20 protein-coding genes are annotated in these 23,056 nt (G+C 65.6%); all 20 read left to right on the top strand.

Features of this window, described 5'->3' with window-relative positions; all coding sequences use genetic code 11:
- Positions 1-161 precede the first annotated feature (161 nt).
- The 20 genes from WC683_07950 to WC683_07855 all read left to right on the top strand — a co-directional run bounded on the left by WC683_07950 (position 162) and on the right by WC683_07855 (position 23,053).
- On the top strand, positions 162-434 hold the full coding sequence (locus WC683_07950; protein ID MFA4972533.1) for a hypothetical protein: 273 nt from the start codon (positions 162-164) through the stop codon (positions 432-434).
- Entirely contained in the window at positions 434-1,240 is an 807-nt protein-coding gene (locus tag WC683_07945) for a hypothetical protein (GenBank protein ID MFA4972532.1), read from the top strand. Before WC683_07950 ends, WC683_07945 begins: the two co-directional genes overlap by 1 nt.
- A 21-nt stretch (positions 1,241-1,261) precedes the next feature.
- The gene (locus WC683_07940; GenBank protein MFA4972531.1) at positions 1,262-2,251 is read left to right on the top strand and encodes a major capsid protein; all 990 of its coding nucleotides are present in this window, start codon (positions 1,262-1,264) and stop codon (positions 2,249-2,251) included.
- Positions 2,252-2,266: 15 nt separating this feature from the next.
- Positions 2,267-2,689: a Bbp16 family capsid cement protein gene (locus WC683_07935; GenBank protein ID MFA4972530.1), complete on the top strand. Its 423-nt coding sequence runs from the start codon at positions 2,267-2,269 to the stop codon at positions 2,687-2,689.
- A 29-nt stretch (positions 2,690-2,718) separates the two neighbouring features.
- On the top strand, positions 2,719-2,961 hold the full coding sequence (locus tag WC683_07930) for a hypothetical protein (GenBank protein ID MFA4972529.1): 243 nt from the start codon (positions 2,719-2,721) through the stop codon (positions 2,959-2,961).
- A gap of 64 nt (positions 2,962-3,025) precedes the next feature.
- Positions 3,026-3,166 carry a hypothetical protein gene (locus WC683_07925; protein ID MFA4972528.1) on the top strand — a complete coding sequence of 47 codons (141 nt, stop codon included), beginning with the start codon at positions 3,026-3,028 and terminating at the stop codon, positions 3,164-3,166.
- A gap of 3 nt (positions 3,167-3,169) precedes the next feature.
- On the top strand, positions 3,170-4,108 hold the full coding sequence (locus WC683_07920; protein ID MFA4972527.1) for a hypothetical protein: 939 nt from the start codon (positions 3,170-3,172) through the stop codon (positions 4,106-4,108).
- On the top strand, positions 4,109-6,088 hold the full coding sequence (locus WC683_07915; protein ID MFA4972526.1) for a hypothetical protein: 1,980 nt from the start codon (positions 4,109-4,111) through the stop codon (positions 6,086-6,088).
- Positions 6,085-7,392: a hypothetical protein gene (locus WC683_07910; protein MFA4972525.1), complete on the top strand. Its 1,308-nt coding sequence runs from the start codon at positions 6,085-6,087 to the stop codon at positions 7,390-7,392. The genes WC683_07915 and WC683_07910 overlap by 4 nt, the downstream gene beginning before the upstream one ends.
- A 9-nt stretch (positions 7,393-7,401) precedes the next feature.
- Entirely contained in the window at positions 7,402-9,741 is a 2,340-nt protein-coding gene (locus tag WC683_07905; protein MFA4972524.1) for a hypothetical protein, read from the top strand.
- Complete coding sequence (locus tag WC683_07900) at positions 9,738-16,643, top strand: hypothetical protein (protein MFA4972523.1); 6,906 nt, start codon at positions 9,738-9,740, stop codon at positions 16,641-16,643. The genes WC683_07905 and WC683_07900 overlap by 4 nt, the downstream gene beginning before the upstream one ends.
- Position 16,644: 1 nt before the next feature.
- Complete coding sequence (locus tag WC683_07895) at positions 16,645-18,708, top strand: hypothetical protein (GenBank protein ID MFA4972522.1); 2,064 nt, start codon at positions 16,645-16,647, stop codon at positions 18,706-18,708.
- A 7-nt stretch (positions 18,709-18,715) separates the two neighbouring features.
- On the top strand, positions 18,716-19,024 hold the full coding sequence (locus WC683_07890) for a hypothetical protein (protein ID MFA4972521.1): 309 nt from the start codon (positions 18,716-18,718) through the stop codon (positions 19,022-19,024).
- On the top strand, positions 19,011-19,259 hold the full coding sequence (locus tag WC683_07885) for a hypothetical protein (GenBank protein MFA4972520.1): 249 nt from the start codon (positions 19,011-19,013) through the stop codon (positions 19,257-19,259). Before WC683_07890 ends, WC683_07885 begins: the two co-directional genes overlap by 14 nt.
- Before the next feature lie 31 nt (positions 19,260-19,290).
- Positions 19,291-19,947, top strand: a complete 657-nt coding sequence (locus WC683_07880; protein ID MFA4972519.1) for a hypothetical protein — start codon at positions 19,291-19,293, stop codon at positions 19,945-19,947.
- An 11-nt stretch (positions 19,948-19,958) separates the two neighbouring features.
- The gene (locus WC683_07875; protein ID MFA4972518.1) at positions 19,959-20,183 is read left to right on the top strand and encodes a hypothetical protein; all 225 of its coding nucleotides are present in this window, start codon (positions 19,959-19,961) and stop codon (positions 20,181-20,183) included.
- Between the two features lie 3 nt (positions 20,184-20,186).
- A complete protein-coding gene (locus tag WC683_07870; protein ID MFA4972517.1) occupies positions 20,187-20,783 on the top strand; it encodes a M23 family metallopeptidase in 597 nt (198 codons plus the stop codon).
- An 87-nt stretch (positions 20,784-20,870) separates the two neighbouring features.
- The gene (locus tag WC683_07865; GenBank protein ID MFA4972516.1) at positions 20,871-21,311 is read left to right on the top strand and encodes a hypothetical protein; all 441 of its coding nucleotides are present in this window, start codon (positions 20,871-20,873) and stop codon (positions 21,309-21,311) included.
- Positions 21,311-22,765, top strand: coding sequence for an InlB B-repeat-containing protein (locus tag WC683_07860; protein ID MFA4972515.1), 1,455 nt, complete (start codon positions 21,311-21,313; stop codon positions 22,763-22,765). Before WC683_07865 ends, WC683_07860 begins: the two co-directional genes overlap by 1 nt.
- Positions 22,766-22,777: 12 nt before the next feature.
- Positions 22,778-23,053, top strand: coding sequence for a hypothetical protein (locus WC683_07855; GenBank protein ID MFA4972514.1), 276 nt, complete (start codon positions 22,778-22,780; stop codon positions 23,051-23,053).
- Positions 23,054-23,056 lie beyond the last annotated feature (3 nt).

Below are 23,056 nucleotides of genomic sequence, written 5' to 3'. Positions count from 1 at the left end.
GGCGACCGCGATCGCCGTCGTGGGCGTCGTGGCCTCGTCCTCGACCTACGTCGTGAGCATCGTGTTCGCGGAACTGCCGCTGCCTGCCGGCATGTAAACAGGCGAGACCCGCGGGTGGGGCAACCCGCTCGCGGGTCTTCTGTAGAGGAGACGGGAAGCCGATGCGCAAGGAACTGGAAGGTCTGACTCCCAAGGAGGTACAGCAGCGCATTGACGAGGCTTTTCGTAGGGTGGCCGCCAGCGCTGACGGGCAGATCGTCATGGGCGTGCTGTTCGCCAAGCTGCAACTCCTGGAGACCATCAGCAGCGAAGAGGGCCGCGTCCGCCACAACGTGGCCATCGAGATCCTCCGCCTCTTTGACGGGGATCCTTTGGGCAAGAAGCGACAGAGCGAGCTGCTCGTCGAGCAGATCGCGGAAAGGGCAGGGCCGTAATGGCAGAGAATCAGGCGGCGAATCCGGAGACCCCGGGCACCTCGCCGGCCGCAGAAGCACCGGGACAGGGAGGCAGCATCCTCACCGGGAAGGCGCCGACTGCCGAGGTCACCACACCGCCGTTGGCGGAAGGTGGCGCTCCGAAGACGCCTCCCGCATGGGTGGCGCAGCTCCCCGACGACCTGAAGGCCAACGAGCGCCTGCACCGCTACGCCAACCTTGGCGAGCTTGGGAAGGCGTACCTCGAGGCAGAGAGGAAGCTGGGCGAGTCTGTGCGTCTACCGGGAAAGGATGCGACCGAGGAGGAGAGGGCGGCCTACCGCAAGGCGGCTGGCGTGCCCGACAAACCCACGGACTACAAGCTGGACAAGGCGAAGGCCCCAGCGGGATTCGAGTATCCGGCAGCGATGGAAGCCAGCCTGCGCGAACTCGCTCACAAGGCGGGACTCACTCAGGAGCAGGCCGCCCAGATGCACCGATGGCACCAGATGCAGAGGTTGACCGAGGCCGAGACGGCCGCGAAGACCATCAAGGCCACCCTCGAGCAGACGGACGCGGAGTTGCGGGCGGAGCTCCGGGGAAACTACGACCTGGAGATGGGCTACATGCAGCGCGGTGTGCAGCGGTACTTCACGCCAGACATTGCCGACCTGTTCACGAGGACAGGCCTCGGCAACGACAAGCGGATCATCCGCATGTTCGCGAAGATCGGGCGCGACACCGCCGAGCACGCGTTTGTCGAAGGTCAGGCAACGAAGCCGGTGCCGAAGGATCCCGCGGAGGTACTGTACCCGAACCAGAAGTAAGGTCTGGAAAGGGGGTACCATATGAGTACCCTTACCGGGGTCTCCTACACGGACTTCGCGTCCAGGTTGGACCCCGACAACAAGATCAGGACGATCATCGAGCTCCTGGCGCAGACGAACCCCATCCTCGAGGACATGGTCATCGTCGAGGGGAATCTGCAGACGGGGCACAAGACCACGATCCGCTCGGGTCTCCCGACGGTGACCTGGCGTCTGCTCAACTACGGCGTGCAGCCGTCGAAGAGCATCACGTCGCAGATCACCGACACCTGCGGAATGCTGGAGGCGTACGCGGAGGTCGACAAGGCCCTGGCGGACCTGAACGGCAACAGCGCGGCGTGGAGGCTCTCGGAGGATCGGGCCTTCCTCGAGGCCATGAACCAGGCGATGGCGACCACCAGCGTCTATGGTTCCGTGCTGACGTACCCGGAGCGGTTCACGGGCGTCAACCCGCGCTACGCGGCGGTCGGCACCGACTCGACGGTGAGCACCTACAACACGGTGAGCGCCTACAGTTCGGCCTCTGGGTCGGACCAGACGAGCATGCTGCTCATCGTGTGGGGCGAGAACACCGTCCACGGTATCTACCCCAAGGGATCGGTCGCCGGGTTCCAGCACGAGGACAAGGGCCAGGTCACGCTCCTGGATGCGGCCGACGGCCGCTACGAGGGCTACCGGAGCCACTACAAGTGGGACCTCGGTCTCACGGTGCGCGACTGGCGCTACTGCGTCCGCGTCTGCAACATCGACACCTCGGCGATCACGACCTCCACGGTCGATCTGTTCGCGGCCATGATCGACGCCTACGAGCGCATCCCCGACGTCAACATGGGCCGGCCGGTCTTCTACTGCAACCGGACCGTGCGCTCCTGGCTGTGGAAGCAGGCTGCGGCGAAGTCGAACGTGAACCTCACGATCGACCAGCCCGCAGGCAAACCGATCCTGTCCTTCAACGGGATCCCGATCAAGCGCAACGACTCGATCCTCAACACCGAGTCGGTGGTCAGCTAAGGAAAGGAGGAAGCTGTGTACATCGAGTACAACGGCATCCTCTCGGATGCTCAGGACGAGACGACGGTCGACTCCCACATCTCCGACAACGTGGTCGACTGGGGCGCGGCCGGGCGGCGGTTCTACGAGCCGCTGTGGTACGTGTTCCGGATCGACACGGCGATCGTGTCCGCCGGCGGTGGCACGCTGAGGATCCAGATGGTGACCTCGGCAGCGGAGGCCCTGACCTCCAACACGGTCCTGTGGGACAGCGGCGTGATCGCCAACGCGACCATCGTCGCGTGGGCTGTAGGGGCGATCCCCTACGTGATCCCCGTGGTCGGCCAGGGAACGCTACTCCAGTACTTCGGTGCGATCTACACGATCGGCACCGACGTCTTCACCGCGGGCGCCTGGGACATGCTCCCGGTCATCAACCCGCCGGCACCGATACTGTAGCCCTCGACCGGGGCTGAGAGGAGGTATTCATGGTCGTCGATGCAGTGTGCGTGAAGACCTGCTACGACTCGTCGGCCTGCATGCTCTACGAGCAGGGCAAGACCTACCCGCTGGACGTGCAGCGCTTCAGGGACAACGGACTGCTCAAGTACTTCAAGACAACGCAGGACGTCCCCCTGGAGGAGGCCAGGAAAATCGAGAAGCAGGCGGACGCAGACCGCGAGCAGCGCGCGCGAGCGGCCAAGTCGGCCAAGATACGCGCGAGCGCGTAGCGGCTCGGGAAATGTGAATACGGGCGGGCTCTTCGGGGCCCGCCCGGTTCCTGGGAGGGGAGCCATGCCGGTGCGGAAGGTGAAGGGCGGTTACCGATGGGGTAGCCGAGGCAAGGTCTACCGCGGCAAGGGAGCGCGTCGCAGGGCGGCGCGCCAGGGCCAAGCGGCCTACGCGTCGGGCTATCGCGGCTCGAAGAAGCGGTAGACCATGACAGATCTCGAGGTCGTCAACCGCGCGCTGCGCGAGCTCGGGTGTCCCGAGGCATCGAGCATGTCCGACACGGCGAAGAACCCCGCAGCGGCCATCGATGCGTACTCCGTGTGTCGCGACGAGGTGCTCCGACTCCTCCCCTGGCCGGCGTGCATCAAGCGTGCCTCGATGAAGGGGTGGCACGACCAGGCCACGCCCTGGACCGCGAGCCACGCCTACCGGCTCGGCGACAGGTGCACGAACGATACCGCCAAGACCTACGAGTGCACGACCGCGGGGATCTCCGCGTCCTCCGGAGGTCCGACCGGAACGACGGCCGCCATCACCGATGGCACTGTCGTCTGGAAGTACATGGAGGCGTCCACCACCACGAACAACTGGTGCTGGGTGAAGAGCACGGCCTACGCGGTCGACGACCTGGTGAGCAACGACACGGGCAAGGTCTACGTCTGCATCACCGCGGGGACCTCGGCCGCGTCGGGAGGGCCCACGGGGACGACGGCGGACATCACCGACAACACGGTGCACTGGTGCTACTACGGCACCCCACCGGAGAACCACACCACCTTCGACTACCTCTTCGTGCTCCCCCCCGACTGCCTGCGACTGCTCAAGATCCCGAGCGATGCCGCCACCGCAGAGACCACCCAGGGGATCCAGTTCCGCCGCGAGGGCATGTGGGTCTACACCAACCAGGACCCGAGCATCGCGAAGTACGTGAGGCAGGAGACCGACCCGAACCAGTGGGACAGTCTGCTACCGACCGTGATCTCCATGCGGATCGCGGCTGAGATCGCCTACTACGTGACGGGCCAGACCACGAAGAAGAAGGAGCTCGAGGATCGGTTCGCGAGCTGGTACGCCACCGCACGCCCGGTCGCCATGTCCGAGGGCGCCGAGGCTCCCGAGGAAGTGGTCCGCTGGGAGGATGTGTAAGTGTCCGTCTCGGCGCTCCTCATCACCGACTTCACGGGCGGCGAGCTCACGCCGAAGCTCTCGGGCCGCTCCGATCTGCTGCTCTACGCGAAGGGCTGCCTCACCCTCGAGAACTGGATGCCCTTCTCCCAGGGCGGGATCATCACCCGGCCGGGATCGAAGTACCTGGCCACCACGAAGAACAACGTGCAGGGGCGCCTCTACGGCTGGAAGCTCCCGAACGGCGTCTCCTACATGCTCGAGTTCACCGCCCTGGTGCTGCGGTTCTGGAAGGCCGACGGAACACTCTTCGGGGCCCCCCTCGAGCTCACGACTCCCTACACGACCGCGGCGCACTGCCGCGAGCTCCGCTTCGCGGTGGACGGCAACACGCTCTTCATCTCTCACACGAGCTACGCGATCCGGCAGGTAACGTGGACCGGGAGCACGTTCACGATCGCGACTTCGGTCATTGTCGGGAACACCGGGGCGGTACCGTTCTCGGCAACCGGAGACTACCCGGGGGCCATCGCGGGGTACGGACAGCGCCTCTGGTTCGGCAGATCCACCAACCAGAGCCAGACCGTGTGGGCCTCGCGCGCCGGGATCTACGTGGACGCCCGGGCAGTGTCCTGGGCGGCCTCGACGGCCTACGAGATCGGCGACATCGTCAGCAACGGCGCCACACCGCTCAAGCTCTACACCTGCATCACAGCCGGCACCTCGGCTGGATCCGGCGGGCCCACGACCACGGCAGCCGATATCACGGACGGGACGGCGCACTGGTCCTACTGGTGCGCCACCGGCGGCATCGACATGACCTACTACGAGCGGCTGCGCTACGACGTCGAGCAACTCACGGACGTCGCGGACTGGGCAGACCCGGACATCCCCGAGCTCGAGACCGTCACGGTCTACCGCAACGTCGTCACCGCGGACGCCGCAATGGAGCTCACCCTCGCGAGCGACACGAGCATGGTGGTCCAGGAGCTCGTCGCGGGCACGGTGCTGCTGATCTCCACGGCCGGCGTGGAGTACGTGGTGCCGCCGGACATGACGGCACTCACGCCGGAGAAGCTGCAGCCATCGACCCACTTCGGCGGGGCAGCCGTACCGGCATGCCTCGTCGGTTCTGCGATGCTCTTCTGGCAGAACCTCGCCACGCGGCTGCGCGAGTACCCTACCGCGGGCGCCACGGAGGAGTCTGTGGAGGACCTGAGCTACCACGCCGAGCACCTCTTCAGTCCGACCGCGGGCACGGTTGTCGAGTCGGCCTTCGCCGGCGTCCCGTGGCCCATCGTCTACGCGGTCCGATCGGATGGGGTCCTGTGCGCGCTCGCGTACGATAAGAAGCTCGGCATGCGCGCCTGGCACCGGCTGGAATCCGGCGGCGGGGGCCTGTACAAGAGCGTGGGCGTTGCCGACGGCACCTCGCGCTCGGCGGTGTGGGCGATCGTGCTGCGCGGGACGTACTACTGTGTGGAGCTCTTCGACGGGATCGAGGACCTCACGGCCATCCCCCTGGACGCGTGGGTTGACGTGGCCACCGCGGGCGCGACGGTCACGGGCCTCGATCGGTTCAACGGCACGACGGCAACGATCTGGAACGCGACCGAGGAGGCGGTCTACACGGCCGCGGTGGCGGCCGGCTCCATGACGACGCCGGCGGCGTGCGTGGGAGACCACCTGGTGGTGGGAGCTGGGTTCACCTGCACGATGCAGAGCATGCGCCTGGTCACGGACGGACCCTACGGGACGGGGCAGATGCGGATCCGGAAGGTGGCCAAGATCCTCGCGCGCGTGCTCGACTGCTACCCCTTCAAGTTCGGGCGAGTCACGACCTCGACGGAGCTCGAGACTGTGCCGATCACGGGGCCCTACACCGGCGACGTGGAGTGCCCCTTCCGGGGCGACTGGAACGTCGACACCTGGGTCATGGCCATCCAGGACCAGCCGTACCGTAGCCAGATCCTCGCGCTGATCCCGGAGGTGGACACGTGATCGGCGCCGTTCTGGCTTTCCTGTCTTTTGGCGCCGCTTTCATCGGAGCCTTCCAGAAGGCTGCGGCAGCGGACATGAAGGTCAAGGAGCTCCTGGCAGACCTCGAGAGCGCGATCGATGGACTGAACCAGCAGATCATAGCTGTCGAGCATTCCCGCGATCGAGAGCTCACCCAGGCTGACGACGCCCTCAAGGTGGAGAGGGATCGCATCCTCGCGGAGGACGCAGACGTCGTCGCCGACCTCGAGGAGGACATCCGACAGCGCGAAGAGCAGCACCTCCTGTCCGCGGAGGAGGCCGAGACCCAGCGCGCGAACCTCGAGGCCAACAAGAAGGCAGCGCTCGAGAGGAACGCCCTCGACCTGGAGCAGGCTGCGGCCAAGCGCGAGCTCACCATCGAGAACCTGGCGGAGCGGATTGCCGCAGGCGACGTGGAAGCGGAGCGCGAGGTCGGCCAGATCACGGCGAAGCGCGACGAGTTCCTTGCGCAGACCAAGGACGAGGCGATCCTGACCCTGAACCGCGCCGGGGAGCAGGTCGAGTACAAGACCGGGAGGGTCCGCGTCGAGACGGCCCTCGAGATCGGGGAGGCCAACGCAAGGATCGCCGGATCGTACGTCCGGAAGAGCGGCTCGCCACTGCTCGCGATCCGCCAGGTGGAAGAGGAGGCGAAGGCCGCGCGGCGGGAGGAAGAGCAGCAGGCCGCCTACGGCATCCAGGCGAGCGCCATGGGCTTCGGGCAGAAGGTGGTATCCGCACGGACCGAAGCCGAGCAGTCCGTCGAGGACGTCATGGCGCAGAACGCGCTCCAGGACATGGAGCTTGACCAGGCACGAGAGCGGGCCGAGCAGGACTGGGCCCACACGTACGCGAACCTCACGGCGAGCGCCGCGGACATCGAGCGCGAGGCGGTGCAGAGTGCGGCCGCCATCGAGGCCAAGTTGAAAGCCGAGGACCTCGACTACCAGCAGGACATCGAGGACCTGAAGAACGCCGCGGCGGACGAGCGGCGCCGGCTCCAGGCCGAGCTCGACGCGAAGATCCTGGCGACCACACAGGCCAAGGAGGACATCCAGCAGGAGGCAGACATCCTCACCGCGGAGTACCGCAGAAACTTGACCGACGTCGAGAGGCATCGCAAGGACCTGGTCACGAATCGGTTTTCCATCGTGGCGGCCGCGGCCTTCGGCGCGACATCAGGCGTTCTCAGCTCCACGGAGTCGTTACTCGCCTCTCTTCCGGCGACCTCGAGTACATCGGCCATGGGCGGCGGCGGCGGCGGCCTCCAGTTGTCAGCAGGGTAAGGGACGAGCATGCCAGACTACATCAACCCAAGCGACGTGACGGGCATGTGGGCCGAGGGCTTCAGCAAGCTCGGCGAGACCCTGAGCGGCTTCTCCTCGCGCCTCCAGGAGGCGGACCGCGTCTCGCAGTACTCCTCAGGCCTCGCCGCGATGGACCGCGCGTTCTCGACGTACAACCGCTCGCTCAAGGAGAAGCGCTGGGCGCGGCCGGCGAGCAGCGACGAGACCGCGGGGACCGTGGCCGCGGAGGACGGCGCGGGATCCCAGCTCACCATCGGACAGATAGAGGAGACGGAGCTCGCCGCCGACCATGAGGCGCTGCTCCGGACGCAGCGTGACTTCATCCGGCAGAACTACCGGAACAAGCAGGCCCAGGAGCAACTCCTGCAGGTGCTTGAGCAGCGCGGGGTGCAGAACTACGACCAGGTCGCGCAACTGTGGGGCACCTTCAAGACCCACGATCTCATCGCCGAGAGCGACCGGAATATCAAGTACTGGTCCGAAAAGACCTCCCTCACTCCCGACGAGCGGGTCGAGAGGATCGCGCCCCTCCTGCGCTCGGACGTGGAGCGGGGCCTGCGCTACGCCGACGACGCGTCGATCTACCTGATGAAGGTCACCGCGGAGATCCAGTCCTCCTGGGCAGTGGGAACCGCAGTGGAGAAGGCGAAGGCGGCGAAGTGGGATACCACCGTTGCCGACAAGTGGCTGGACGCCAACACGTCGTTCTGGGACCTCGACCCGGCCAAGCGCGAGGCCGCGCGGAACACGGTGCGGAGCCGCGTGGAGTGGGAGCAGCGCGAACAGGCGCGCCTGCACGACCTGCACGACGACGAGGCCGACCTCGCGATCGAGGCCAAGGTGCACGAGAGCATCGACAGCGTCGAGGGGCTGCGGAAGATCCGGGACACCCTGCCGGCGGCGCAGTTCCGCCTCGAGGGCCGCATGCAGCGGTGGACCGACTACCTCACGAATCGGATCAACGCCATCGAAGCAGCCGCGACACGCTCGGGCGGGCCGGACCTGGACAAGGACGACGATCCGGCCCGGATGAGCGAGTACCTCCAACTGAAGACCGCGTACAACCAGGGCCGGCCGCTCACAAGCCAGCCGCAGTACGGGCACTCCGGCATGAAGACGCTGGCGGTCGGCAGGATCCCGAGCTCGGACGATCTGCAGACGTACCTGCTCTACAACTACGGGCAGTACGTCGACGAGAAGGGCGTTGCGCAGCCGAGGATCCGTAGGAGCTTCGTGGAAAGCGAGCACGATCAGCTCGGAAGCAAGGTGAACGTACAGTTGCGCGCGGCCACCGACATCATCTGGAAGGCGACGCAGCCGACCAAGGAGCAGCCGATCCCGATCCTCAACAACGCGCAGGCCGGCGACCTGGTAGCGGAGCTTCGCGACGGCTTCGCCAATGGACTCTATGCCGAGGCGGATCTGCCCGACATCGCCGCCCGGTTTGCTGCGCGGAAGAGGATCGAGAAGGCGTACACGGAATCCATTCCGCTGAACCAGAGGTTCGGCGGCCGCGTCTTGGTGATGGACACCACCGAGCAGTTTCTCAACGACGTCGCGAACAACTGGTTCACGGAATGGAGAGGCCGGGACGACTCCGGGGAACTCGATGTCTTGATCAACCAGCATGCGCTCCAGATGCAGACCAGGATGGCCGAGTACGTGGGAGCCACCCCGACGAACTACGCGATCCAGCGTAACGGCGAAGTGACGTTCTGGTACGAGGACCCCGCGAATCCGGGCGACGCCACCCGCGGAAATCTGTACCGCTTTGCCCCCCAGGTCGTCGATGAGAAGACTGCCCAGTACGCGGATCCAGCTCCCAAGCTCGAGCAGTACGACAAGAACACTCGGCAGTGGAAGGTCCTCGAGGATCAGCGGCCCTACGCGGAACGGAACGCGGAGGCAGCCCGCGCGGCGGCCAAGGCAGCAGCGCGGACCGCGGCCGAAGAGGAGCTCCTTGCCCAGACCGAGAAGGACGTCGCCGAGCTCCTGCCTCTGTACGAGCAGAAGGGCATCCTCGGTGCATGGTTCAAGCGCTCCACCGGCGAGCGCGAGACGAACAACGACATCACCGGGCGGCTCGGCAGAGCCCGAGCCCTCGCGGGACCGCAGGAACCCTCCGAGACCGCCGAGCCCGCCATGCCCACAACGACGGTGACGACGGTCGAAGATGCCCTGAAGCTGCCGCCTGAGGACCTCCTGGCCAGGTACGAACACCGGCGTGGGCTGTTCGGCGGCTGGTTCGAGCGATCCACCGGGCTACGGATAATGCAGCGCTCCTTGACCGACAAGCTCGACGCCGCAGAGAAGGCGGCCAAGCGATGAGCGAAGGCGTGCTGCCGAGGTGGTGGGGCGAGGAGGAGGACCCGAAAGACGCCATCGGTCTGCGCAGACTGCCGGCCATGCCGACACTCGCCGCTGTTCGCCAGACAGACGCCGAGGAGCCCAGGCTCCCGGACTGGAACACCAACCGCGAGCCGGAGATCGCCCGCCTGCAGAGCACGCTCCTCCCCTACACAAAGCTCGTCGAGACCGTGCTGCAGACATCGGCAAAGCCGGACGAGGACCTGGACAAGATCGTGAGCTCGGCCTTCCTGGCGGACGCCCTCGGCATCCCGTTCCCTGAAGTCTACGATCACCACGACGCGGTGGCCGAGGAGTACTGGGGTCGGACGATGCCGGCCAAGTCCGCGCGGACCGCGATCGCCGACTCGTGGACCACGGCGAACCTACAATCTCAGATCGGCATGCTCGCCTCGCGGCAGATGATGGGCGACGACAGTCCGGAGATCGAGCAGCAGATCCTCGAGCTCGAGGCCAAGCTCCCGGATCCGGACACCATACGGCGAAGCCTGCCGGTCCAGGCCTTCAAGGCCGCGGCCAATCTGGCGCCATTCATGCTGAACAACTGGAAGTACGCCGCCCCCAAGGCTGCCGCTGGTGCCGCTGCGGTCACCGGGGCCGTGGCGCTCACCGGCGCCGAGGTGGCGCTCCCGGCCGTGTTCGCCTCCTGGTTCATCCGCGGCATGGCGATGGGATCCGCTGCCTACTCCTTCCAGACCGAGGGGGGCCTGCAGTACCGCACCCTCATCCAGGCCGGGATACCGAAGGACGTGGCCCGGAACGTGTCCATGCCCGTGGGCGCCGTCAACGCGGCCCTCGAGATGGTGCAGTTGTACAACATCCCAGGGGTCAAGCAACTGCTCAGCGCCGTGAAGGGGAAGATCGCCCGCGAGATCGGCGAGGAGGTCGTGGTCAAAGGCGCGCTGGCCAAGCTCGCGCAGCGCGCGACCACGGGCATGGGCAAGGCTGTGGTCGCCGGAGCTGGAGCGATGGTCTCGGGCCTTGTCACGGAGCCCGTAACCGAGGTGGCCCAGGAAGCGGTCAACATCGTCGGTGACGCCCTGGCGGCCTCGTGGATGAATCAGACGCACGGGACCAACCTGCCGATCGCGAGCCGAGAGGAAGTGGCCACGAGGCTGAAAGACACCTACGTCCAGACCGCTCTGGCGATGCTCGTCATGGGGGCCCCCGGCTCTGTGGGCGCCGGCGTACAGCAGTACCGCCAGGCCCTCACAGTCAAGCAGCAGATGGTGATCCACAAGGCCATGGCCGGCGAGCAACCCGGGACGATCCTCGGCCGCACGCAGCAGGCTAAGACCGAGTTCGTCCAGGGCCTGGCCGACCAGGTCATCGCGACTCAGGCGGAGATCTCCGGCAAGCCGGCAGCCGAGGTTGCCAAGCCCTTGGCCAAGCTCGAGCTCCGCGGGACCGAGATCGATGCCGCCCTCGCGCAACGGGAGGAGGCCTTCGGCAAGCTCGAGAAGTTCGACGTCGCCGCGGCCGAGGAGATGATCCAGCTCGCGCAGCTGCGTGACGAACTGAACGAGGTCGTTGGCCAGTACGCGACTGAGGCGCCAGCACCACCCCAAGGCCCGACCTCTCAGGTCGTGCCCCTCGCGCCCGAGGAAGAGACCGTCCGTGGTATCATCCGCCAGCGCCTCCCGCAACTATCTGAGCGGGAGGTCACCGCGAGCTCACTCCTGGTGGACTTCCGCGCGAAGCGCGAGGGGAAGACCAGCGCTCAGTACGTGGAGGAGACCTTTGCGGAGGGGATCTTCTCTCCCATCGAGGAGTCGCGCCAGATCATCGAGAAGGCGAGGGCCCAGGGTGTACAGGCGAATGCCGGAGTGGACTTCCTCGCGGACTCGCGCGCGATCATCCATGCCGTGGAGCAAACTGACTTCAAGGCTCTGACCCACGAGTTCGCCCACGTGTTTGGTCGCCACCTGAGCGCCGACGAGCGGGCGATTGTTGAGCGCTCCTTCGGCACCGGCGCCGAGGGCGAGGAGCGCTGGGCCGAGGGCATGATCCAGTTCTGGCAGACCGGGGAGACCGCCTTCGAGGAGCTCAGGCCGCTGATGACGGAGATGGCCGATCTGCTCCGCAACGCACGGCGCAACTACGACGACCTGATCCCGGAGGACACCAAGCGGGTCATGGACGAGGTCCTTGGGATCGAGAGTTCACCGAGCACGACTGCCGCAGCCACGGGAGTTCCTGCTCCGACCGCGGTGCAGCGGCAAGTACAGGCGGATCTCTTCGGTGAGACAGCGGAGGCGCCCCCGCCAGAAACCCCGACCATCATTGATCCAGCTGCGGTACCAAGCGTCGAGGTTCCCCTCGACCAGTTGACGCTTTCTGAGGAGGTCCCTAACTTCAAGGAAGGCGCCAATGCCCAGGGAGTGATCGAGCCCCTGCGGGCCGAGCGCTACCAGCGTCTTGGCACGGCCCCGATCGTAGTCTGGGAGCGACTCGACGGTAGACTGGAGGTCATCACCGGCCGGCACCGTCTGGACCTGGCGCGGCGTCTTGGCGAGAAGACGATTCCGGCGCAGATCGTGCGGGAGTCGGAAGGGTTCACGGCCGAACGGGCCATGACGTTCGACGCGGAAGCGAACATCCGCGACGGGCAAGGGAGCGTACGAGACTATGCGAACTACTTTAAACATTCTGCCATTTCCGAGGAAGAAGCATCCAGCCGAGGACTTCTTAGTCGCGACAAGGGACGCAAGGGCTTCGCAATTGGCAAGTATGCCTCCGATGGTCTATATGCCCTCTACCGAAACGGTGAGATCGGAGAAGAGAAAGCCGCCGCAATAGCGGCAGCTGCTCCTACCAACGAGGCCCTGCAGGATGCAGGGATCCAGAAGGCCAAGGAACTCACTTCCCAGGAACTCACCAACTACCTCGCCATCCTGAAACAGCAGACTACGGGGATCGAGGAGGCCGAGCAGGGGGATCTCTTCGGCCGCAATGAGTCCTTCATGGTCGCAGCGGCAGCGCTCGCGAAGGAAGCCGCCAAGAAGCAGGCCGAGTTGCGCGCTGAGTCCGCTGCTCTGAAGGCCGCCATGCGCCTCTCGAGAGGCGAGCAGGCCAAGGTTGTCCGGCGGTACGGGTTCAAGGCCGGAGACACGGAAGCCATCCAGAAGCGGATAGTGGAGCTCGAGGACGAGATCCTGGCCTGGTCGGACTGGACTACGAGCGCGGAGAAGCAGACGGAACTCCGCAAGCGGGCCGGGCTTGGCAAGGATAGTCTCGACCTCTTCCAGTCAGACGACGTCGCAGAGACAGGCACGATGTTCAACCGCCAGACGGCGGCACCGCTCCGGCAGCCGACGGCCGACGTGCAGACGATCTACCAGCTGGCGGCCGATGGGCGCGCGGAGCTTCGGACGCTGGCCGAGGGGATCTCCTCGAAGTACGGCGCCGATGTCAGCGCGAGGGAGGAGCTCAAGGACCGCGCGCGCACGGAGCGGAAGGCGACCGGGTACGCCCGCGAAGAAGGCGCCGCGGCGCCGGTGTTCGACCGCGTCCTCGACATAGATGGGAATACGATCACGGCGAGCTCGGTGGAGGATGTCCGGGCCATCGTCGCGGAACTGGCGGCTCTTGGACCCGAGCGCGTCCCGCGCATCAAGGACAGGCTTTCGCACCCGACTGACGACGGCTACCGTGACGTGCTGCTCAACATCAGGCTGTCCAACGGATCGATCCAGGAGATCCAGGTAACCGTCAAGGCCATGAAGGAGGCGAAAGATGGCGCAGGGCACGTCATCTACCGCGTGCTCAGGGATCTGCGCGAGGCAATCGACGACGGGAAAGTGGAAGCCACTCCGAAGGTTGCTGGCATCCTGAAGGAACTATCGGCTGTCAGCTGGTCGCTCTATGACGCCGCCTGGGATGACGCTCTCCGCAACGCGAGCTGGAACGCTTCCGTTCGGGAGATCGTGGGATCCTCGGCGAAGATCGCGTTGAGGCTGGCCGGGTATGGCTTGGAGTCGATCCTGTCAGAGAGGACCCGGAACGCCTTGAGCGAGTTCCTCTCGACATACAGCGGGACGCCATCGTGGTCCACGAAGAACGTATCCGGACGCTTGGCCACAACCGTACCCTCCATCCCAAGTATAGACCAAGCCGCGGAGTCCGACAAGGGTTCCACCCGCTACAATGTGGAGCCCGGCGAGGACGACATCGACGGGGCTTTCGACCAGACGGCCGAGCAGATCCCCGTGGAGGACGAGGAGGGAAATCCTGACGATGCCCCGCTCATCGCCGCGGTCGAGCAGGACGAGAAGAAGCAGGAGCAGGAGTCGGAGGAGGTCAAGGGACTGCGCGCGGAGGTCGAGTCTCTACGCAAGCAGCACGCGGAGCTCGGAGGAAAGATCGGCGTCATGCGCGAGGCTCTCGCCCAGGCCAAGCGGAAGGGCGTCCTGACCGGGCAGGCCTTCGAGCGGTACAAGGCGCTCGTCAAGACCAACCGCTACGTGGCCCGCCGGGTGAAGCAGTTGATGCGTCCGCCGGGGCAGCTCGTCCGCTGGGACTACGCCAAGCAGATGCGTGCGATCCAGGACACGATCGGCAGGCCCCTCCCTGAGACGTTGCGGAGGGTGAAGAACCGGATCCAGAAGTGGGCCGACGAGCACCCCAACCAGGTCCCGCCCGACGTCCTCGGCGGGATCCTGCTGCGCAAGGACATCAACGAGCTCACGGTTGACGAGGTGGACGAGCTCGCCGAAGCGGTGCAGAAGCTCCGCAAAGAGGGCACGGCGCTGCGCAAGGCCTGGCTCAACGCGCAGTCCATCCGCCGGCAGAACATGGGCAGCAGCATGATCGGCGCCCTCGGCGGCAAAGTTGCGTGGACCCAGGAGCTCGGCTCCGAGCCGGCAGAGCGGGAGGCATCGCGGCTCAAGCGGAAGAAGGTCCTCAACGTCAACCTGGCCACGCCGCAGCGGTTCTTCGAGGCCCTGGACGGGACCTCCGGGGTCGGCGATACGGCAGGCCCGTTCAAGAAGTTCTTCTGGGAGGAGTTCAAAGCCGCGGATGCCGAGGCCGTCAAGCTAGCCGAAGCCTGGGACGAGAAGATCCGCGCCGCCTACGAGAAGGGGAACCTGCGCCCCGTGGAGATGGTGAAGTGGCTCACGCTCGCCGACGGCACCAGGGTGAACATCGAGGACGCGATGTACGCCTACGGGGCGCAGCAGGATGAGCATGCGCGCGAGGCCTTCCTGTACGGCAACCGCTGGAGCGAAGGGCGCCTCGGTGAGGTACTCAGCCTTCTGCCCCAGGCGCACCGCGACTGGGTCGATGCGATCATCGACATCTTCAGCGAGACGTTCCCGGAGCTCGAGCGCGTGCGCCTCGAGATCGACAACCTGGAGACCGAGCGCGTCGCCCGCTACCTCCCCATCAAACGCCTGACGGACATCGGCATGGCCTACGCGCAGGAGCTCAGCACGGAGAACAACGCGCGCTCTGCGATCGGCAAGACCTTCCTGCAGAAGGGCATGCTCAAGAAGCGCATTGAGATCAAGCCGGAGCATCAGCCCGAGCTCCGGACCAACCTCCTCGGCCTGGTCAAGGAGGCGGTGGAGAAGCAGACCTCATACATCGCGAAGGAGCAGTGGGTGCGCGATGCGCACTACCTGGTCAACGGCAGGAGCGAGACGGCAAAGGAACTCCGGAACGCGCTCCGCCACAAGCACGGGGAGGAGGCTGTCCGGGTCCTGCAGCAGTACATCACCTTGCGCGCGCGGCCTCAACTGTGGGACGCCCTCGAGGGCGCGCACCTGGCCAACAAGTGGGTGAAGTTCGTGTACGGATCCCTCGGCACGGCCCAGCTCGCCTGGAAGCTCTCGACCGTGCTCATCCAGGCCGAGGGCCCCTTCCGCTACCTCGAGCGCACGGACCTCGGCCACGTGCTCTCCGGCCTGGTGCAGGCCACGATCCATCCGAAGCAGCTGATGGAGTTCGTGACCGAGCGGTCGCCGGGCATGAGCAAGATGATCGATTCCCGCGCGATCGATCCCATCCTGTCAGAGATGGCCAACGCGGCAAGCCTCCGCTCCGGACCGCGGCGCGCGTGGGCCCAGTTCATTCGGGCCGGGTTCGCAGGAATGAAGTTCGCGAACAAGCTCACCATCCTGAGTGGATGGAAGGCGGTCTACGACACCGAGATGCACCGCATGGAGCGCGCGGCCGAGGCCGGCAAGGGCGAGGTCAACGAGGCGCAGGCGATCGCCGCGGCGAACGACGCGACCTACCGTACGCAGCCGTCCGGCGAGACCGGGGACCGCGCGCCCATCTACTGGACCAACAGTGAGTTCGTGCGGTTCATGCTGCGCTTCACGGACCAGTCCAACAAGATGCTCAACATGGTCGGCTACGATCTGCCGCAGGCGATCAAGGAGCACCACTTCGAGCGCGCCATCGGGATCCTCGTCTCCGTGGGGATCTCCGCGCTGATCATCGGCATGGTCCGCCGGAAGCGGCCGCCGAAGAACGCGGACGAGTGGATGGAGGACGCCCTCCTCGGCCTCTCGGATCTGGCGCCCTTCGGCCTCGGCCAGGTGCTCGAGCCGACCATCGCCAAGGGGATGCAGGCCGCGGGCCTGAAGCCGACCCGGGCGAAGGGATATGGCTACGAGGGGATCAACGTCTTCGAGCCCGTCTCGGAGGTAGCCCAGGCGCTCACGAAGCTGGCCGCCGGCACCATGACGGAGAAGGACGTGTACAACGCTGCGGCCATGGTCTTCGAGTACCTGGGCGTGCCCGTCCCGGCCCTGGAGAACCTGGTGCGCGCGGCCTACGACGTGGAGGGCGGAGAGTGGGAGGTCGACCTCCGCGAGCTCATCGGCCGAGTGCCGGCCGAGGATAAGGAGAAGTAGCGTGCCGACGAAGTCTCGCTACCAGGACGAGGGGGCCACGTTCGGGCGTTTCTCTGACCTCGAGGTGACCGGCAGGCTCATCGGCCCGCAGTTCAGGCGAATGCTCGCGGCGATCGACGCCCTGGTCGCCCGGAACGAGACGGTTACCCTTGGCAACTCCGTGATCCGCGGTCTGGACCCTGTCCCGGCCGGTGGCGAGCTTTTCGACCTGAGCCAGCCGGACTGTGTCTCGAGCCTGGGGCGCAAGCCGACGACCAAGGAGATAGTGTACAGCCCGGCCTACATCAAGGACGAGCTCGGGACGGAGCTCGCGAACAACTGGTCGAAGTGGAGCGGTCTCGGCGTCATCGGGTGCTTTCCGGCCGTCACGAACCTGGTCGTCGACCCCGAGGACCTGTCCACGAGCTCGTGGAGCGAGTCGAACGTCGACGCGCCGACGGACAGCGGTTACACGCTCCAAGGGCGGAAGCTGTGGCTCATCCAGAACAGCAGCGCCGCGGCCGGCTACGAGTACCAGGAGATCACGGTCACGACGGACGTGCACGCGATCCAGGCCGTCGTCAAGAAGGGGACGACGAACGCCCCGACGCTCCGTGCCTACGATGGGGCGACGCTGCGCTGCCAGGTAGACTGCGACTTCTCCGGAGCGACGCCGACCGCTACCGCGTCCACCGGGACGCTCGCTTTCGCGAAGGCCATCGGGACGGACGCGATACTTGTCGGGGCGATCACCACGGCGTTCACCGGCACGACGATGAGCCTGCGGGTGTACACGGGGTCGGCCGACGACAACGCGAACGTCTACGCGACGGCGCTCCAGGTCCAACTCAAGCCTTACCCGACGCCCTACGCCCCGACCTCGCGCTCGGTAGGGAGTTGCAGGTACCCGCTGTCGCCGGCACTGAGCGGAACGATTGACGTCTGGGTCCGGCCGCTGTTCACCTACGACGCCACGGGAGACAAGTACGTCTGGCGACTCGGCGGGGGCGCGGCGACGAATCAGATCTCTCTGCTCTACGAGGCGGCCAGCGACAAGTGGGAGGCGTGGGCCGCGGTCGACGGCAGTAACTACCGCGTCGTCCGCTCCACGAACGCCTTCACGGACAACTCGCTCTGGGCCTGGCAGCATATCAGGGTGGTGTGGGATTGCGCGAACGACGGGCTGAGTCTGTTCGTGGACGGGGTCGAGCAGACCGCAACGGGCAGCGCCGGGACGATAGCCTCGATGTCCTTTGCGTCGAACTACCTCTACGTCGGCGGCCTGGTCACGGGGTACGCCTGCGCCTGCTACCTCGCGGACCTCTGCTACCAGGCGTCCACCGAGGATGAGACGACGACGCACTACTCCGGCGGCGTGCGATACTACGACCCGACCGAGGTCACGAACAAGTACCGGAGCGTGCGCATCAACCGCTACGGTATCCGCCTGCACGACGGGGCGCTCGGGTTGACCGACGACTGGAACCGGAGCATCGAGGTCTCGCCGTCCACGGGGCTGCTCGCGAAGGACGCCGCCGGGGCGGTGATCCACGACATATCCAACTCGCCCATCATGAGCGGCATGGCCTACGGGGGGCACGTCCACTGGAAGAACGCATCGACCTATATCTCGTCAGTCGAAGTGGGCTACACCGATACGAGCACATGGAAGGTTGCGTCGTCGTCACTCACGAACGTGAGTCTCGCGTCTGTCCTGCCGTCAACGCTGACGAACGTCCGCGGCGCTCTCGTACTCTGCGGAATCTCCCTATCCGCTGCCGCCGGCAAGGTTGACCTCGGAAGTGAGTTCAGTGCGCACGCCGTCTACTCGACATCCTACAATACCGCCCCGACGGCAGCCAACTACCTTTGCCTGGTGCGATGCGATGCCGTCGTCGCTGGAGTTGCGGTGGGCCATGCCGTCTACGCGCAGGCTCTCGTCCCGGTCTTCTGGGTCTCCGGGGTTCCGTACATCACGTGGCAAGTGGTCATGAACTTCGGCGCTATCGGGTCCCATCCGATGGCGGCGAATAATGCGTTGTACGGAGCGGGCGGAGTGCTCTTCTTCTTGGGGCCACTGGTGTGAGGGCGTGATGAAACTCTGGTGGATACAACGGGGCGAGCACGAGACTGAGAAGCGCTGGGCGCGGGAGCCGCCGGGTCCAGACTGGTACGAGCTCGAGCGCGATCTATCGCCGGGCGAGACAGTGCGTGTGGTAGCCGGACGAGCCGAGATCGCGAGCCCCGCCGTCGATGTGGCGGAAAAGACGCGGCATGCCCGCCGCGCCACCCTGGCGACCGCCCTCCCCGACATCCTGCTTGCAGTGGCGGACGGCGCTGATCTACGCGAGGAGCTCGCGAAGGCGTTGGCGAGAACGGAGGCATCCAGTGGCGAACGGTAACGGCAACGTGGTGAAGGCACTCGGGGTCGCCGGCCTGGTGATCGGCGTCATCGGAGGTGCCTTCGGCTTGTCAGCGTCAGTGGGGCCGCAGCAACGGCTCACCGATCACGAGCGGCGCATCGCGCACACTGAGGCGATCTGCGAGGACTACCAAAAGTGGCAGGCCCGCCAGGATGAGGCGATGAAGGCGGTGAACGAGAAGCTCGACCGGCTGCTCAAGGCGGCTGGCCTGTGAGCTCAAGGATAGAAGCCGCGAGGGAGGACATATGAGAGGGCCAATCAAGAAGGGAACCACGGACGTCTCTGTGGATGTGGTGGTCATCGACTCGACGGACGGGACGCCAGAGACGGCAGTCACGTTCGAGAGCTCGGGGATTGACCTGTGGTACTGGCGCGAGGGCGGAACGAAAACCGCCATCACCGAGGCCACCCTGGCGAGCGTGGATGCCGCGCACTCGGACGGCGGCTTCATCCACGTCGCGGACGGCGTCTGTCGGCTCGACCTGCCGGATGCGGCGTTCGCCGCGGGGTCCGGAAAGTTCGTCGCCTGGGGCGGCACCATCACCGGGATGATCGTCATCGGCGGGACGGTGGAGCTCGAGGACGAGAACCTGAGCGGGCTCTCGGCGCGGGTGCCGACGACGCTGACGGACTCCGGCTACATGAGGAGTGACGCGCTGCACGTGGACAGCGCGACACCGCTGGACGCCGAGGCGACGGCAGATGCGGTCCTCGATGAGGTGGTGGTGAACACCTACACCCTGCGGCAGATGACCAGGATCATGGGCGCGATCCTGGTCGGCCTGGCGTCCGGAGGCGCGTCCACGACGCTCACGTTCAAGGAGGTCGGCGGGGTCAACTCTGTCGTGGTGATGACGGTGGATGCGAGCGGCAATCGCTCGGAAGTCGTCATCTCCTTGTAGGAGGGCAACGCATGAGCCAACCTGGCCCGATCAACTCCTTCCCGCTGCGCTCGTTCCCTGGGGGCGCGTTCCCGGCGTTCACCTCTGATAGGACACCAAGATGGTCGGCGGTCACGCCGGCGCCTGTGTGGAACGGCACGATCACTGCTCCTGCAGCGATCGCAGTCAGCGTGGAGATCCAGGTGATGGGAGGCGGCGACGATGGGATCGCCGCTCGGTTCCCCATGGGAGAGTGAGGTGTGAGCTACGTCTGGCCCTGCCAAGGCACGATCACGTCGCGGTGGGCTGAGATGCGCCCGTTGTCCGTGCCGGAGGCGCAGCGCGACCATGTGCACGGCGCAGTGGACATCGCGGCCGGCGTAGGCGAGCCGATCTACGCCCCGGCCGCGGGGCACGTCTGGCGCTTTGTCGTGGTGCGGGCTCCCGGCGGGCCGGGATGGGCGTGGGATCTGCGGGATGGCTTGAAGCGACGGTTGCCATGGGGCGAGTACACCTACGACATCTACGGGGGCGTGACGCTGCTCCAGGAGCACGGCGGTACGGTGCACCTGTTCGCGCACACGTACATGCGGCAACTGCGGAAGCTGTCGTGGGAACACGAGTGGTCCTACCAGGAGCAGCCAAGTGATACGAGGTGGCCGACGATGATCTGGCACACGTTGGCGTGGTCGTCGGTGGTTGCGGAGGGCGAGGTCATCGCAGAAGTCGGCAACGCTGGGTATTCGACCGGGCCCCATGTTCACTGGGAGATCCACAAGGGCTGGGTGTTGACGCCCTACGGGGAGCGGCCGGACCCGGAGGTGCTGTGTGCGCCGGTCGCAGGACTGAGGGGGTAGGGGATGGCGACGCTTGGGTATACAACGACAGACGGATCTGCTGGATTCGGGGTTAACGTCAACTTGGCCCTTTTCGCCAAGTACACGATGCCCGCGACTGGTGGCAACTCGGTGACTTTGCACTGCTATGTAAATAACCTGGGGGCAGGTGATGCCAACGTATACATGGCGCTGTACTCGGACGACGCGGCCAACAACCTCCCGGCGAATCGTCTGGCGGCGGCGGTCACCATCGTCAAGGCTACTGGGGGGCCTGCGGAAGCGAGCGGGACGTTTGAGGTAGCGCTGGCGGCGAACACTCCGTACTGGATTGTGTTCGTTACTGCGGCCAATCTGGAGATGTACTACATGGCAACCGGCGCGGGAGACTCCGGGTACTACAACATCGGGTCAACGACGCTCCCGGACGATTTCGGTGACAGTGCCGCGTCTGACAGGACGTGGGAATATGTGATGTGGGTGACCTACAATGAGTCCGGCGGGGCGGTTCCGGTGAAGGCCGCTACGATCCGGCGCAGGAGATCATAGTGGGTGACACTCACACCGCTGACAGTGCATCCCTCGCAGACGTAACGACGGCATACGAGGCGTGTGTTGACGGAGATGTACTGGCGATCCCCGCAGGAGCAGAGACGTGGGCCGGAACGCTCACGGTCGCGAAGGGGATTACGGTACAGGGGGCCGGGTCGGCAAGCACTGTGCTGACGGCGGATGGTGCGGCGAGACGGCTCATTACGCTCGCTCCTGGTTCGGACAAGGCTTGCCGACTGACGGGTATCGGTTTTGTCGACGGCAAGGGAGCGTCGGTCGCGGGCGCCGGCGATGGGTCATACTGCTTGACTCAGGTAAGGGTGGACAACTGCAAGTTCACACGGCTGCTCAATGGTGGTGAAAACCTGCTGGTTCAGGGGTGGGTCGAGGGGTGTGTTGACCACAACACCTTTCTGAACTGCAACCTATCCATCAGGATCATTGGTGATGACAACCGTGCATGGGCGAGAACGTTTGCCACGGGGACGGAGCATGCACTCTTTATTGAGGACAACACGTTCACGCACGATGGGAGTGCGATATCGGGGTTGAACGAGTGCATCTACCACCAGCAAGGGGCCAGAACGGTCATTCGGTACAACGCATTCGATGCCTCGGCGTATGGCGACTTCTTCTCTCCGATCGATGTCCATGGCAACTGGGGCGACGGCGTTGTTGACCCAGAATCGGCGGACGCATGGGACTATCGGGGGCAAACGCTGGTGGAGGTCTACGAGAACACCTTCACCTACGACAAAGCATATCGGGTTTGCTATTTCCGTGGTGGATCGATTCTGATGCACGACAACACGTTCACATCGGTCACATCAACTGCCGGAGAGATTGTCCTGTCCGATGAGGAGTCCTGGCAGACTGCTTTGTTCTCGCCGCTGAGAGAAGCGTGGCCGGCAAAGGATCAGATCTTCAACTCGTTCTTCTGGAACAACACGCTGGACAGCGTGGCGATCACGGCCATCGACCTCCAGGATTCCGAAAAGGATGCTGTGTTCATCCAAGAGAATCGGGACTACTTCATGCACGCCCCTGCGGCTACGGGCGGCAAGTCGACATATCCTGGCGACCCTGGCGATGACGACATGACGTTCTCTGCGGAAGGGGCGAACGCCTACTACCCGTACACTCCGTACACCTACCCGCATCCGTTACAGGGAGAGGCTGAGACGTATGCCGTGGTGTACGCCGACAACGGGGCGACGAGTGGGAGTGTGCCGAGCGACGGGTCGAGCCCTTACAACGAGGGCGAGTCCGTCACCGTCCTCGGTAACACCGGGGGACTGGCGCGGGAGTCCTACCGGGACTTCGTCGGGTGGAACACACAAGCGGATGGCGAGGGGACGGACTACCTGCCGGGGGCTACGCTGACGATGCCGGCAGCCAACGTGACGCTATACGCGCAGTGGAAGCTGAAGTGCGCGCTGATAGCGGGGTAGGGGAGGGGAACGATGGAGATCTCGATCGTGGCGCTGGTGGGCTTCGCCGTCGTGGCGACGGTCGGCACCATCCAGCACGTCAAGGGCTACTTCCGGAACGCGCCGACGTGGGTCTGGCGCGCGCTCCTGGCGCTGGTCGCCGTGGCCTGGGGCCTCGCGATCGGACAGACGTGGCTCCTGCGGGTGCTCATCGCGGGCATGATCCTAACGCTCGCCGAGGCCGGATACGTGGTGATCGTCCAGAAGCTTCCGGAGGTCGCCGGCCGCCTGGCTGACAAGCTGGGATGAAGC

The sequence above is a fragment of the bacterium genome, from assembly GCA_041648665.1.
Classification (GTDB): Bacteria; UBA10199; UBA10199; order 2-02-FULL-44-16; family JAAZCA01; genus JAFGMW01.
Note: the sequence above shows the minus strand (reverse complement) of the source record. Positions and strands in the feature narration are given on the sequence as shown.